This is a genomic window from Planotetraspora phitsanulokensis (assembly GCF_016863295.1).
Classification (GTDB): Bacteria; Actinomycetota; Actinomycetes; order Streptosporangiales; family Streptosporangiaceae; genus Planotetraspora; species Planotetraspora phitsanulokensis.
The window spans coordinates 128002-140624 of record NZ_BOOP01000013.1 but is presented as its reverse complement, the minus strand read 5'-3'; the positions used below and the strand labels follow the sequence as shown (position 1 = coordinate 140624).

Genomic DNA, 12623 nt, shown 5'->3' with positions numbered 1-12623 from the left:
AGAACGTCAACTCGGCTAGACTCGGCTCATGACCTCCCTGCCCGTCGTCAACCAGCCGGTGCATCGGTCAGGCGCACTGCTCGACCAGCTGGCTCGCCGTGTGCGCCTCCGCGGCGAATCCGTGCTGGCGCCGCTCGGCCTCCGGCCCCGCCACCTCATCGCCCTCACGGTGCTGCGGGACCGCTCCGGCTGCACGCAACAGGCCCTCGCGGCCACGCTGGAGATGGACGGGACGAACATCGTCGGGCTGCTGAACGACCTCGAAGCCGAGAGTCTGATCGCGCGGCGGCGCTCGCCCGAGGACCGCCGCCGTCATGTCGTCGAGCTCACGGACGCAGGCGTCAAGCGGCTCGCCAAGGCGGAGTTCGCGCTCGCGGCGGTCGAGGACGAAGTGTTCGCGGCTCTCAACGAGGCCCAGCGGGAGACGCTCTACAGCCTGCTCCAGCAGGCGCTCGGCGGTGGCGAAGACATCGCCTGCGTGGCCGCGATCAACGAGTAGGCCACGTCACCCTGCGCCGGGGACATGCGATGTCGGGTGCGGGCAGGGAACGCAGGCCCTGCGTATGGCGGCGCGCGGGCATCGGGTCACTGCGTTGGATTCCTCGCAGGAGATGCCGGCCCGGCTACGGGAGGCTGACGCCAGACCTCTCCGTCGAGGTGGTGCACAGCTCGGCTGACGCGTTGCCCGCGGGGGCTCTGCTGGCCTGCGAAGAACGCGCGGGCCGAACTGATCCGTACCGCCAGGTCGCCGCTCTTCTGCATGTCATCGCCCGGCGCGACCGGTAGGGGCCTTGGGCGGCTCTGCCTGAGGCGACGGATCAGGGGTTGCGGCGGATGCCGTCGAGCAGCATGTCGAGCATCCGACCGGCCTGTTCGCGCTGCGCGGGTTCGCCGGCGGCCATGGCGATCCCGCTCAGAGTCATCAGCACGTCGTCGACGTTGACACCCTGTCGCGTGACGCCCGCCTCTGTCGTCGCCCCGACGAGCACCTCAAGCGCCGCGTCGAGCCGTTCGCGGCTGTGCGCGTACGGATTGCTCCCTGAGGAGATCACCGCACGGATCGCGTCGCTCATCCCGATCTTCGTGGTCATGTAGTCGATGAACCGATCCATCCAGGTGCGCAGGGCCTGCTCGGGCGCGAGCGTGCGTATCAACGCCGGAGCCGCGTCACACACCGCGTCGAGTTCGCTGCGATAGGCCGCCTCGATCAGGGCCTCACGGGTCGGGAAGTGCCGGTACACGGTCCCGACGCCGACACCCGCGTCCTTGGCGATCTCGATGAACGTGACGTCCGGGCCGCGTTCGACGAACAGGCGTGAGGCGGAGGCGAGCAGACGATCGCGGTTGCGCTGCGCATCCGCCCGCATCGCGCGGCCAGTCGTGGTCAAGGCCAGGCCCCTCCTTGTAAACCGGAATGGATTCCGGTTAGCATCACCGTATTCGGAATAGATTCCGCTTCTGATTCTACTTCCCACCTCAGAGGGGGCGCTGTCGCATGACCACCGACCGAATCATCACGCCGTTCACCCGCGAGACCACCGATGATCAGGTGCTCGAAGGCGTCGACCTGACCGGCAAGCGCGTCGTCATCACCGGTGGCGGATCGGGCATCGGCGCCGAGACCGCCCGGGCGCTCGCCGCGAAGGGCGCCGACGTGACCATCGCGGTCCGAGACGTGGAGACCGGAGAGAAGGCGGCCGCCGATCTCCGCAGGAAGGCCGGGGCCGGCGACATCCGCGTCGCCGGACTCGACCTCCTGGACCGCGGCTCGATCGACGCGTTCGGCCGCGCCTGGTCCGGTCCGCTCGACGTTCTCGTCAACAATGCCGGGATCATGGCCCTACCCGAGTTGCACCGCACGAAGGAGGGCTGGGAGCTCCAGTTCGCCACGAACCATCTCGGGCATTTCGCCCTCGCGCTCCGTCTCCATGACGCTCTCGCCGAGGCCGGCGACGCCCGGATCGTCTCGGTGAGCTCGAACGCGCACCGCGTCTCACCGATCGTCTTCGACGACATCATGTTCGAGCGGCGGCCGTACGAGGAATGGTCGGCGTACGGCCAGTCGAAAACCGCCAACGTCCTGTTCGCGGTCGAGGCGGCGAAGCGCTGGGCGGCCGACGGCATCACGGCCAACGCCCTCATGCCCGGCGGCATCCGCACCGGACTGCAGCGTCACCAGACCAGCGCTGCAGCCCAGGAGATCTTCGACAACTACGACTGGAAGACCCCCGAGCAAGGCGCGTCCACCTCTGTGCTGCTCGCCGCGTCCCCGCTCGTCGAGGGAGTCAGCGGACGGTACTTCGAGGACAACAACGAGGCCGAGCCCACGACAGACCTGCATGCCGAGACCGGAGTGCGTGCCTATGCGCTCGACCCCGTCGCCGCCGAGCGACTGTGGAACGTATCTCTCGAGCTGATCGGCCGCTGACCGACGCCTGACTGCGTATCTGGGACCTCTTCCGTATGAGCGCCGGCGCGGCTCACTCGGGGATGTGGCAGACGGCCTCGACGTTGTTGCCGTCCGGGTCGCGCACGAAGGCGCCGTAGTAACCCGCGTGGTACTCGGGCCAGACGCGCGGCTCATGCAGAATCTCGGCACCGGCGTCGACCGCGATTCGGAAGAACTCCCGGACCGCCGCCCGATCGGGTGCGGTGAACGCGATGTGCGACTCCCGAAAGCCGTCGCCCGCATCCCTCGGCCCGAGCCAGAAATCGGGCTTCGGCGCGATCCCGTAGCCGATGACACTGCCGAAATCCATCAGACGCCCACCGCCCAGGGGGGCCAACACGGCGTCGTAGAACGCGGCGCTGGCGGCCACGTCAGCGCATTGGATGGATAAGTGATCAAGCATTCGGCCATTGTGTCAGACGGGCTGAAGGCCGCAGGGGGCCTCCGTTACATTTCCAATGCCATCGCCGTACGCAGTCGACTCTCGGCGAATGATCCTGACCAGGCGATCAAGGACTTGTCCGTTCAGATGAGTGATTCGAGCAGGCCGATGGCCGGGATTCCAATTCCGAGTGCTCGTTATATGTACGGGCTTCGCTCTGAATGACATACGACCTGCGAAACACTTCCCCAACGATGTCAGTCCTGTCCTGACCACTCGGCACACGCGTGATCTAGGTTGATCTGCATGAGCGTGCGCGGGCGTACGTACCGTTACGTGGGACCCGCTGACCTACGTGTCCTGGTTCGACCCGGCGGTGAAGGTCGGGCAATCTCCTCGTCGACCGACCTCGATGAATGGGTGTCTCAACGGCCACCGGCCGAGCGGGAGGAGGCCTTCACCTTCGTCGTCGACGTGGACGGCGTGCTGCGGTTGGCGCCGCGCCGTAGCGAGCATGTTGTGTGTGCCGGCGGTGGGCGGGTCCTGAGTGCAGGTGAAATCAGTTTCCGTCACGACATGGGCCGTTGGCTCGTTGATGAGGTCAGCAACCAGTCGACCGGGTACTGCCCGGATGTCAGCTCGTGGCCGGCCGTTGCGGAGGCATTGGAGCACGCCGGAATCGAGCACCCTGCGGCGTTCACACTCCCGGTGGTGTTCCGGCGCTGTCCTGACTGCCGGGAGCACAACATCGTGCGCGAGGACGACTTCGTGTGCGTTTTCTGCGGTAGCGATCTCCCCCACGACTGGAACGTAGACCCGCGGGCGTGATTCCCCGCGGGGTCGTCGACCGTACGGGCACACCGCCGCCTCTTGTCCCCTAGCGTCTGGCGTGAACCCGACCGCGAGGCGGGTCACCCCGGTTGCCGTCGTCGTAGCGGCGGTGGGGCCCGTGACGCAAGGCAGGCTCTACCTGCGATGCGCTCCCGCTCGGCGTCATCACCTGCCACTCAGGGCGTTGTCACGCAGTGGTGACCCAGCCCGACGGTGACAGTGCTGACCCGAGGCTTCGCATGGTCGGCCGGCAGTCCACGCACCCCATGCCGCAGGCCCGATCCTGATAACTTCACCATTTGTGACGGAAATCGGGGTGACAATTCGAGCAGGTCGTCTCGATGAGGTCGAGGCGGTGCTGACGTTCTGGCGGAAGGCGGCCGAAGGCACAGACAGGCATGACACCGCCGCAGCCGTACTACAGCTGATCGAGCGTGATCCGGCGGCGCTCCTGATCGCGGAACTCGACGACGAGATCGTCGGCACGCTGATCGCGGGCTGGGACGGTTGGCGGGCCCACCTGTATCGCCTCGCCGTCCATCCCGACCACCGGCGCAAGGGCGTAGCGACCGCGCTGCTCAATGCCGCCGAGGAGCGTTTCGCCGGATTCGACGCCTTCCGGGCCGATGCAATGGTCCTGGACGACAACGTGCTCGCTCATCGCGCCTGGTTGGCAGCGGGGTACGCCAGACAGCCCCAGTGGGGCCGCTGGGTCAAACCCCTGCGGTAGCGGAACAGGCGGTGTGACAGCGGGTGAACGCCGCCATCGGCTCGTTGCGCGACGAGAAATCCCGATGACATCACGACTGGCGAATGCCACGCTCGTGGCATGGAACGTGTTTCGATCCGCCCGGCCCGGCTCGAGGAACTCCCGTTCCTTGACGAGCTGCTCCTGCGGTCGAAGTCGCATTGGACAGGCGGCCGCGTAGAGGACGTTCCCGCCGTGACGCCGAAGCTCACCGCCGAGGACATCGCGTCTCGCCATGCCACGGTCGCCGAGAAGGACGGCGTTCCCATCGGCTTCTACACACTCAACGGACACGAGGACTACCTGGGAATCGGCCTGCTGTTCGTTGATCGGCCGTTCATCGGCACCGGGGTCGGGCGCCTGCTGTGGAGCCACCTGATCCAGCGCGCGGTCGCACTGGACGCGCGTCTTCTCGGCGTCGGCGCGGAGCCGCGTGCCGAGGGCTTCTACCAGCGAATGGGCATGGTCACTCGGCACGAGATCGATCACAACGGCGAACGCCTGATCTGGATGACGGGCGAAATCGGCAAAGTCGTGACCTGACCAGGACACGGCCCCGCTCCGACGCAGTCGACGACCCACTTTCTCAGTGGCCGTCCGGCCGAGGATTCCGCCAAGATTGTGGGCATGAACGTGCGATACCCCGCCCCCTTGCGTCCCGGTGACTGGATCGGTGTCACCGCCCCGTCCAGCGGAGTGGACGAGAGCCTGCGAGATCGCCTGCAGGTAGCCATCCGCACCGTGGAGAGTCACGGATATCAGGTGGTCGTCGGGGAGTGCATGGACGGCGCCGGCCACATCAGCGCTCCGGCGGCCGAGCGGGCACGCGAACTGATGAACATGCTTACCGACCCGAACATCAAGGCCGTCGTGCCGCCATGGGGCGGGGTGACCGCGATCGACCTGCTGCCCCTGCTCGACTGGGACGCGCTACGTGAGGCCGACCCGACATGGGTCGTGGGATTCTCGGACATGTCGACGATCATCACGCCGCTCACGCTCTTGACCGGGATCGCGACGATCCATGGCAACAACCTGATGGACACGCCGTACCGCGCGCCGGAAGGACTGCTCAGCTGGCTGAACATAGCGGTGATGAACCAGGGAACCGCGTTCACTCAGGCTCCGCCGAACCGCTACCGAGCGCAGGGATGGGACGACTACAGAGCCAATCCGGAAGTGGGCGAGTTCACGCTCGACACCCCAGGGCGGTGGACGCGGCTGGACGGCGATGGCGACGTGCAGGTCGAGGGCCGGCTGATCGGAGGGTGCATCGAGACTCTGTGCAACCTCACCGGAACGCCGTACGGTGACATCGCGTCCTTCGCACGGGCCACGGCGCCCGAAGGCTTGCTCGTCTACATCGAGGCGTCCGACGACGACGCGGCCACCATCTGCAGAAACCTGCACGGGATGCGGCTCGCCGGGTTCTTCGCCAACGCGAACGCGGTCCTCGTCGGTCGCACCCGGGCACCAGGCATCGACTCACTCACTCAACACGAGGCGGTACTCGACGCCCTCGGCGGCCTTGGTGTACCGATCATCGCCGACGTCGAGTGTGGCCATGTCCCTCCGTACATGCCCCTTGTCAACGGCGCTCGCGGCCGGGTGGTGTACACCGAACATCGCAATGAGCTCACACAGGTCCTCAGCTGAGCCGTGAAGCCTCGGCGTTCATTGCGCATTCCGGGGGCCGTCCAATCATGCGCGGTCCACGAACGAGCGCGCCTCCTCTTCGACAAGGCCTGTTTCGCCCCGAACGAGCAACACAGCCTGCTCGTACCGTCCTTGAGATTTCAGGCCGCGAACCTTCGTTGCAAGATCGAAAGGACCGAACGATCCGGCGTTGCTGAACGGTTTCAACGCTGAGAGAACCTTTACGCCAACGTAGATGACGAAGGCGGGCACGCAGATGAAGAGGACGAACGCGAAAATTAACGGGATAAGGGCCGCGAAAAGATTAGGTTCGAGAGGATTAGACATGCGCTGATCGTAGTGGTGCGCGGGCGGATCTCTCGGAGTTGGAGCGCCCCGAGGTCTGCCCCTGCGGCTCAAGCCGCCCGACGACTCATGATGATGTCCGCAGTGATGCGAACCGGCAGACACAACGTTTGGCCATGCGTCCCGAACAGGGCGTCTCGGGAGCTGAAATAACCCAGATCAGCCAGCACGTAGCCGGATAGATCGCATGATGAGCAGGTGAGGCCGTCCCAATCCACGGCGGTGCGGGCGACCGCGTCGAAGAGCGTCTCACCGCCGACGTTGGCGAATCCGCCGGCTTTCTGCAACGTGTCCAGGTCACCGTACAGCTCTGAGACGCTTACCCACCGGCGGTCGAGCTGGAACTCGGGCCAGGCAAGCATCACCTGGTGAGGAATCAACGCCCGGAGCCGGGGAAATCGCGAGTACCAGAAGCGTCCGTCCACCAGCAATCCTCGCACTCGGCTGGCGATCCCACAGGCCCGCGCCACGGCTTCCAAGAGCGCCAGTCGCTGGCTGCACGAGCCGCGCTCCAGGAGGAGCGTTCTGGAGGCAGGCTGTTTCTCGTTCATGGCGTACACGGGCCGCACCCGTGTGGTGATGAGCCGATGGGCCGTGACCAGAAGATCCCTGTCAGTCTCGGCGCTCCCGTGCCGGACTTCGGCCGCCAACGCCAGTACCCGTGGATGCGTCCAATCGAGAATGGCGGTCGCCGCCAACTCACCCTCAGCCTTTGCCCGGCGGGAAACAGCAGCACTTTGGCACCATGGTGCCAGGAGCACCGACTTCATATGCGGCCCACTCATGCGTATGGTCTGGTCAAGTGTCCCGGCCGACGTTCTCCGCCGAATTCCCAGGTACACCTGGAGGCTCGAACAAACGGGGTAGCGGCTTTTCGGGGGCGAGTCGTCGCCTGTCCGGGCCGTGCTTGGCCCGGTAGGTTTCCGCGTTCACGCCCATCCGGCGCTTCTCATCGAGGGGCGCGTGCCCCGACTGGCGCTTCGCCACGTATACGTTCATCACCATCATCAGTCGCGCGAAGACAGCGATACCGAGACCCCAACCGCCCGTGAGCGTCCACGGGATGGGCCACTCCCCACTCGTCCATATGGCCACGCTGAACCCGACGAAGACGAACCCGCCAAGGCCCACGCTATAGATCATCGGATGCTGGTAGACCCGACGCTGCACCCGACTAGAGGTCGGGAGAAGCGGCACGAGCAGGTCGCCAAGGATGTCCAGCAACACGCATGTCGCCCATCTAGTTAAAAGGCTCAGGTCGCTGCAGACAGCGACCAGCGGTCACACTACTCCTTGTACTGATCTTTCGTCTGAACAGGTACGGCCCGGCGCGATCTGTCCCATCACCGGCGCTGTCGGCTCGGAAAGTCTTTCAATATCATGCCTGCGTGATCGGCAAAAGTATGACTTGGCATGATTCGTTCGTGCCCCATCCGGAGCAGGAGTCATGACCAGACGTCAGGAGATGATCCGCGCGGCGGTGATCGCCGTCCTCTGCTTGGGCGCCCCCATCGTCCCGATCGGCGTACTGCTGTTGGACGGGTTCTGGTTCTACTTCGTCACGATCGCGTACGTCGCGTCTCTCGTCGCGTTCTCGTTCTGGGAATCCCGGCTCAACAAGAGCCAAGCTGATCCGCGTGGCGCAACCGGTGGCGGGCAGCCTCCGCGATCTCTTCGCGTCAGGATTGCGCGCGGCCTCGCGCTCATCATGTTCGGGTGGATGGCCGCGGGCACAGCGTTCAGCCCCGAGTTCGCGCACCTGTCGTGGTCCTACTGGCCCACAATCACCGGGATCATCTCCGCCGTCCTACTGGTGAATCTGTTTGTGGACCTCCTCCTCCAAGTACTGGGGAAGGACCGCGGACCGGCGCAGCGAGTAGAGGACGGGGATCAAGTCGGTCTGTAGGCCGGGTGCGATCCCGGTCATTCTCCGGGGACGGGCACGCCCGAACCTGGGGGTCTAACGGCGCGGCAACTGCTGGACTCCGTACGCCGGATCGCCTACGAGCTGCCCGTTCTCGGCGTCGACGTCGACGAAGTGTCGCCACCATACGACCACGCCGAGATCACGTCGTACCTCGCAAATCGAGTCGTACTGGAGACGCTCACCGGAATTGCCCGTCGACGAAAGGACGCTCGCGACGGCACAACGTGGGACCCTCGCCAGCCGTTGCTGGACGGCCGCTGACCAGCGCTACCGAGAGTGGACTCGCCTTCCGAACACCCGCCCTGACCTGGTCAGACAGTCCACCACCGTCTACCAGCGTTCAGGCTCGTCCATGGCGATTGTCACTCGAATAGTCGCTCTGTCTGCTCCTCGTCCGGCAGCTCAGCGATTGCGGCTAACAACTCCTCCTTCTCATCGCCGACTACCGTCGTAGGCTGAATCTCGCACGTGACGGACAGGAGGCTGAGGTGGCCGAGACGACGGTGGCCGAGGTGATGGCCGAGGTGATGGCCGAGCTGGCCGAGCTCGAGGACCCGAAGGCACGCGAGGTGAACGAAAAACACGGTGACGATCACGGTGTGAACCTCAGCAAGCTGCGCGCGCTTGCGAAGCGGCTGAAGACGCAGCAGGAACTCGCATGCCGGCTCTGGGAGACGGATGACACCGCGGCGAGACTGCTGGCGATCCTGATCTGCCGCCCGAAGGCCTTCGAGCGTGACGAGTTGGACGTCATGTTGCGCGAGGCGCGCACACCCAAGGTGCACGACTGGCTCGTCAACTACGTGGTGAAGAAGAACCCGCACTCCGAAAAGCTGCGCCTGGCCTGGTCCGCCGATTCGGATCCAGTGGTCGCAAGTGCCGGCTGGGCGCTGACCACCGAACACGTGACGAAGAAGCCCGAGGACCTCGACCTCACAGGACTGCTCGACGTCATCGAGGCGGAGATGAGTGACGCCCCGGATCGCCTGCAGTGGGCGATGAATCACTGCCTGGCTCAGATCGGGATCGAGCACGGCGAGCACCGCGCGCGTGCAATCGACATCGGTGAGCGCCTGGAGGTGCTCAAGGACTACCCGACTCCCCCGGGTTGCACGTCTCCGTTCGCGCCCATATGGATCACCGAGATGGTGCGCCGACAGCACGACAACTAGGAAGGTTCGCGCTCACGCTCATGCCGCTACCTCCTCAGAACGCGCTACCCGTGGGCGTGAGGGGCTCACGTCGCCTACTGCTGGAGAGCACGCTAGGCCTGCCCGAGTCGAATGAGCCACCACCCCAGCCATCCACAACCCGCACGCGTGTTCGCGGCAGAAGAAGGAAGTGTCGCCAACCTCGTCGTGATCATGTAAAGCATCAGGCGGGGTCGAAGCGTTGTCCTACCTCGGCTGATGCTTGACACTGCGGCGACACTGCGTAGCGGCACCGCGATCAGCACTGTGTCGGGCACGGCCATGCGGACCACGCTCCGACACCTTCCGGGCGGGCTCCCGGGCCTTCTCGCATGCTTTCAGGCCGTCGGCAGACCGTTAGGCAGCATTTCTCTCTCGAAGGATTCGCGTCCCGACTCGTCGAACCGCGCGCAGAGCTCCTGTACCTCGTCCTTGAGAAGTACGATCTGAGAGAAGCCGACCAGTTCGCCATTGACCCGGATCGGTGAGACCGTGACCAGGATCGTGGTTTTCCCGTAGGGCCTGGCGACGTAGCGTACCGGCTCGACGCGGCCCTCCTCGAAAAGCCGGAGCATGGCGTCGAAACGGGGATTGGTCACCGCTCGGCGATGCCGCTTCCGGACGTCGTTTCCGATGTATTCGGGCTTCCGGTCGAGGTGCTCCGAAGCCCACTTGTTGTAATACATCACCGTTCCGTGGCAGTCCAGGATGGTGACTCCGACGCCAGCCTGCTCGAGAATCCGGTCCGCCCACTGGTCCAGGCCCCAGTCCGTGGCGATGCGGCTCTCGGCGACTTCGGCTAGCTCGACCTGAGATGACATTAATACCTCCGAAGAGGGGATTGGTGGATACCTGTCGTAGTAGACAGACCGCGTCCGGCGTATTAGCACAAAGTCTGGACGCTTGAGCCCCGAGTTCACAATGAGTCTTTTTTGGGGTGGGCCTTCGGCTGAGCCGAAGGCTTCCCGAGTGGGGCCGACGTGGGTACCGTCTCGACCATGACGTATGACCTGACCGATCTTCAGCTATTCCTGCAGGTAGTCGACCAGGGCAGCATCACCCGGGGTGCGGACCGGTCACACCTGTCGCTGGCTTCGGCCAGTGCGAGGATCAAGGCGATGGAGAAGGCTCTGGGGGCGCCGCTTCTGACCCGGCATCGCCGTGGCGTTGTGCCGTCACCGGCAGGGTGGCTGCTGGTGGCCCATGCCCGTGAGGTCGTTAGGCAGATTGCTCGGATGCGTTCTGAATTGTCCCGATATTCTGACGGCCTGCGGTCCACATTGGTGATCTCGGCAAACACTTCGGCAACCGAAACGCTCGTGTCGTCGGTGATAGTCGACTTCATGGCCGACAACCCCGACATCGACCTGGAACTGGAGGAGCGGCCGAGCCATGAGATAGTCGCCGCCGTCACCGACGGCCGGGCGGAACTGGGGATCATCGCCGATACTGTGGACTCGGGTCGGCTGGAACGGGCGGTGCTGCGTCCCGACCCGCTGGTCGTCATCACACGGCCAGGCCACCCTCTGGCCGCGCGTGCTCATGTCGCGTTCAGCGAGTGCCTCGGCCACCCGTTCGTCGGCTTCACCGAGGGGAACCCGTTGCAGGAGCATCTGAGCGGGCAGACCCAGCCGCTCGGGCTCCGGCCTCGCTACCGGGCGCATCTGCCGACCACGGAGGCGATCTGCAACGCGGTAGCGGTCGGCGTCGGCATCGCCGTGGTTCCCGCGCGCGCGGTCGTCCGTTGGCAGCGTACCTACGACCTGCGGGTCGTGGACCTGACGAATTCCTGGGCGAAGCGCAACCTGCTGTTGTGCAGCCGGCGCTGGTCCGGGCTCTCCGAAGCCGCGGCGGCGCTCGCCGCACGCCTCAAAGCGCACGGGGCGCCCGCCGCCGCACCGGACGACGGCGGCGCCGAGGGCGCGTAGGCGCCGACGGGCCCTGGCTCGGGCTCCGCATGATGAAGATCTCGGTAGAGGTGCGGTCGAAGCCATGGTCACCACAGCGCTGGCGGAACAGCAGCCTCAAGTAGCCGCAGAGGCACAGGTCAGAGGCTTAATAGCGGACGAGTCGGCCTGTAGGCCGGGTACAGATTCCGCACGCCTCCTACCTGCACGGATTCGCTCTGAACCACAAGCGACCTGCGAAAACGCTTCCATTCGTTGCCATTGCTTGCCAGTACTTTCCGATGCCATGTGCCCCCAAAGTGCCCCGACACCGGAGCCGATGCAGGCGTCGGACGTCCCAGATCAGAACTCCGCGGGCACTCTTGCAGGCGTCCCTGCAGCGTGCGATCGTGCTCGCGTGTCGCGAGAATCGGACCGGCAAAAGGTCGAGCGCGAACTCGGCTCAGATTCGTTCCTTGTGTGCTACTCCCCTCGTGATCTTGTCTGGCCGCTGACGACATCTTTCGGCCCGGTCATCTATGGGGCCGTGACGTCAGGGCGTGTCGCCTTCGCAGCGGGCATCGGGTTCTTCGCGTACGTCTTCGGCCAGTTATGGCGTGTCGTCCGCAGGCGAATCGCCTACGCAGTGGGGCCAGCCGGCATATATCTCGGTGGACAGTCGAAAATCCCTGCAGAGGTTATCCCCTGGGCGGACATCTCTGCTGTGGAAATATCGCTGAAGCCTCGCGTCTTCGGAGATGATCGGCCACACGCACTGATCATCTCCCTTAAGAGAGAAGACCAGAGTGACCGGGAGAAGGTAGCAGACGGCTGGATCCTCGATCCGGAACGCCTCACTCAGGCGGTCCTCCAGTTCGGAGGGATGACGGTAGGACTCCGCGAATCGCCGGCCGCCATCCACATCCGAGCCCTGCGAAGGATCCGTGGTCTCACGCCTTAAGGGGGCGCTCACCTACGCTCTCACCTTGTCCTGATCTCTCGTCTGCTGTCGACCCATCGCGGAGCGGCGACGGGCCGGCGACGGAGGGTCAAGCCTGGCCTCGCGTGTTCCATGTTCCGGGTGACCTTCCTCGCGCGCTGGTTGTCCTGCCTGCACGGCTGAGCTTGACCTGGAGGAGTCGGTCTGCTGGGCTCTGCCTGGGTCGATGGCAGGCGAGCGATCAGGCTTCCACCTCAGCCAGCTACGGC

The 12623-nt window shown here is 65.2% G+C and carries 17 protein-coding genes and 1 pseudogene; 12 read left to right on the top strand and 6 right to left on the bottom strand.

The features are described from left to right. Positions 1-28 precede the first annotated feature (28 nt). Positions 29-499, top strand: a complete 471-nt coding sequence (locus Pph01_RS16360; protein ID WP_204073940.1) for a MarR family winged helix-turn-helix transcriptional regulator — start codon at positions 29-31, stop codon at positions 497-499. Then, positions 459-677, top strand: a complete 219-nt coding sequence (locus Pph01_RS43700; RefSeq protein ID WP_373315668.1) for a class I SAM-dependent methyltransferase — start codon at positions 459-461, stop codon at positions 675-677. The genes Pph01_RS16360 and Pph01_RS43700 overlap by 41 nt, the downstream gene beginning before the upstream one ends. Before the next feature lie 141 nt (positions 678-818). Here Pph01_RS43700 and Pph01_RS16350 read toward each other — a convergent pair whose 3' ends face one another. Then, positions 819-1388 carry a TetR/AcrR family transcriptional regulator gene (locus Pph01_RS16350; protein ID WP_204073938.1) on the bottom strand — a complete coding sequence of 190 codons (570 nt, stop codon included), beginning with the start codon at positions 1386-1388 and terminating at the stop codon, positions 819-821. A gap of 107 nt (positions 1389-1495) precedes the next feature. Between Pph01_RS16350 and Pph01_RS16345 the strand changes: the two genes are divergently transcribed. Further along, entirely contained in the window at positions 1496-2428 is a 933-nt protein-coding gene (locus tag Pph01_RS16345; RefSeq protein ID WP_204073937.1) for an SDR family NAD(P)-dependent oxidoreductase, read from the top strand. Between the two features lie 52 nt (positions 2429-2480). Here the strand turns inward: Pph01_RS16345 and Pph01_RS16340 are convergent, their stop codons facing one another. Beyond that, on the bottom strand, positions 2481-2852 hold the full coding sequence (locus Pph01_RS16340; RefSeq protein ID WP_204073936.1) for a VOC family protein: 372 nt from the start codon (positions 2850-2852) through the stop codon (positions 2481-2483). A gap of 285 nt (positions 2853-3137) precedes the next feature. Between Pph01_RS16340 and Pph01_RS16335 the strand changes: the two genes are divergently transcribed. From Pph01_RS16335 to Pph01_RS16320, 4 genes are all read left to right on the top strand, one after another. Continuing rightward, a complete protein-coding gene (locus Pph01_RS16335) occupies positions 3138-3659 on the top strand; it encodes a hypothetical protein (RefSeq protein ID WP_204073935.1) in 522 nt (173 codons plus the stop codon). A gap of 319 nt (positions 3660-3978) precedes the next feature. Next, entirely contained in the window at positions 3979-4392 is a 414-nt protein-coding gene (locus tag Pph01_RS16330; RefSeq protein ID WP_239116744.1) for a GNAT family N-acetyltransferase, read from the top strand. A 213-nt stretch (positions 4393-4605) separates the two neighbouring features. Continuing rightward, positions 4606-4953, top strand: coding sequence for a GNAT family N-acetyltransferase (locus tag Pph01_RS16325; RefSeq protein ID WP_204073934.1), 348 nt, complete (start codon positions 4606-4608; stop codon positions 4951-4953). Positions 4954-5037: 84 nt separating this feature from the next. Then, entirely contained in the window at positions 5038-6066 is a 1029-nt protein-coding gene (locus Pph01_RS16320) for a S66 family peptidase (protein WP_204073933.1), read from the top strand. 45 nt (positions 6067-6111) lie between these two features. Here the strand turns inward: Pph01_RS16320 and Pph01_RS16315 are convergent, their stop codons facing one another. The 3 genes from Pph01_RS16315 to Pph01_RS16305 form a co-directional block, all read right to left on the bottom strand. Beyond that, positions 6112-6393: a hypothetical protein gene (locus Pph01_RS16315; RefSeq protein WP_204073932.1), complete on the bottom strand. Its 282-nt coding sequence runs from the start codon at positions 6391-6393 to the stop codon at positions 6112-6114. 68 nt (positions 6394-6461) lie between these two features. Beyond that, positions 6462-7181 (bottom strand): transglutaminase domain-containing protein, encoded by a 720-nt coding sequence (locus tag Pph01_RS16310; RefSeq protein WP_204073931.1) that lies wholly within the window; start codon positions 7179-7181, stop codon positions 6462-6464. 28 nt (positions 7182-7209) lie between these two features. Then, on the bottom strand, positions 7210-7638 hold the full coding sequence (locus Pph01_RS16305) for a hypothetical protein (protein ID WP_204073930.1): 429 nt from the start codon (positions 7636-7638) through the stop codon (positions 7210-7212). A gap of 220 nt (positions 7639-7858) precedes the next feature. On the opposite strand from Pph01_RS16305, the gene Pph01_RS16300 reads away from it, so the two are divergent. The 3 genes and pseudogenes from Pph01_RS16300 to Pph01_RS16290 all read left to right on the top strand — a co-directional run bounded on the left by Pph01_RS16300 (position 7859) and on the right by Pph01_RS16290 (position 9510). Next, positions 7859-8317 (top strand): hypothetical protein, encoded by a 459-nt coding sequence (locus tag Pph01_RS16300; protein WP_204073929.1) that lies wholly within the window; start codon positions 7859-7861, stop codon positions 8315-8317. A gap of 18 nt (positions 8318-8335) precedes the next feature. Next, positions 8336-8599: pseudogene (locus Pph01_RS16295) on the top strand (arginase family protein); the annotation flags it as partial. 266 nt (positions 8600-8865) lie between these two features. After that, the gene (locus tag Pph01_RS16290; protein WP_204074108.1) at positions 8866-9510 is read left to right on the top strand and encodes a DNA alkylation repair protein; all 645 of its coding nucleotides are present in this window, start codon (positions 8866-8868) and stop codon (positions 9508-9510) included. Positions 9511-9866: 356 nt separating this feature from the next. On the opposite strand, the gene Pph01_RS16285 is transcribed toward Pph01_RS16290, so the two are convergent. Beyond that, positions 9867-10349 (bottom strand): PAS domain-containing protein, encoded by a 483-nt coding sequence (locus Pph01_RS16285; protein WP_204073928.1) that lies wholly within the window; start codon positions 10347-10349, stop codon positions 9867-9869. Positions 10350-10526: 177 nt separating this feature from the next. On the opposite strand from Pph01_RS16285, the gene Pph01_RS16280 reads away from it, so the two are divergent. Both Pph01_RS16280 and Pph01_RS16275 read left to right on the top strand, forming a co-directional pair. Beyond that, positions 10527-11456, top strand: a complete 930-nt coding sequence (locus Pph01_RS16280) for a LysR family transcriptional regulator (protein WP_204073927.1) — start codon at positions 10527-10529, stop codon at positions 11454-11456. 376 nt (positions 11457-11832) lie between these two features. After that, complete coding sequence (locus Pph01_RS16275) at positions 11833-12375, top strand: hypothetical protein (RefSeq protein WP_204073926.1); 543 nt, start codon at positions 11833-11835, stop codon at positions 12373-12375. Positions 12376-12623 lie beyond the last annotated feature (248 nt).

Bases quoted from the DNA above. Each gene is read 5' to 3' on its own strand.
- Pph01_RS16360 (WP_204073940.1), top strand. From the start codon at position 29: ATGACCTCCCTGCCCGTCGTCAACCAGCCGGTGCATCGGTCAGGCGCA.
- Pph01_RS16345 (WP_204073937.1), top strand. From the start codon at position 1,496: ATGACCACCGACCGAATCATCACGCCGTTCACCCGCGAGACCACCGAT.
- Pph01_RS16340 (WP_204073936.1), bottom strand. From the start codon at position 2,852: ATGCTTGATCACTTATCCATCCAATGCGCTGACGTGGCCGCCAGCGCC.
- Pph01_RS16335 (WP_204073935.1), top strand. From the start codon at position 3,138: ATGAGCGTGCGCGGGCGTACGTACCGTTACGTGGGACCCGCTGACCTA.
- Pph01_RS16320 (WP_204073933.1), top strand. From the start codon at position 5,038: ATGAACGTGCGATACCCCGCCCCCTTGCGTCCCGGTGACTGGATCGGT.
- Pph01_RS16315 (WP_204073932.1), bottom strand. From the start codon at position 6,393: ATGTCTAATCCTCTCGAACCTAATCTTTTCGCGGCCCTTATCCCGTTA.
- Pph01_RS16310 (WP_204073931.1), bottom strand. From the start codon at position 7,181: ATGAAGTCGGTGCTCCTGGCACCATGGTGCCAAAGTGCTGCTGTTTCC.
- Pph01_RS16300 (WP_204073929.1), top strand. From the start codon at position 7,859: ATGACCAGACGTCAGGAGATGATCCGCGCGGCGGTGATCGCCGTCCTC.
- Pph01_RS16290 (WP_204074108.1), top strand. From the start codon at position 8,866: ATGGCCGAGCTGGCCGAGCTCGAGGACCCGAAGGCACGCGAGGTGAAC.
- Pph01_RS16285 (WP_204073928.1), bottom strand. From the start codon at position 10,349: ATGTCATCTCAGGTCGAGCTAGCCGAAGTCGCCGAGAGCCGCATCGCC.
- Pph01_RS16280 (WP_204073927.1), top strand. From the start codon at position 10,527: ATGACGTATGACCTGACCGATCTTCAGCTATTCCTGCAGGTAGTCGAC.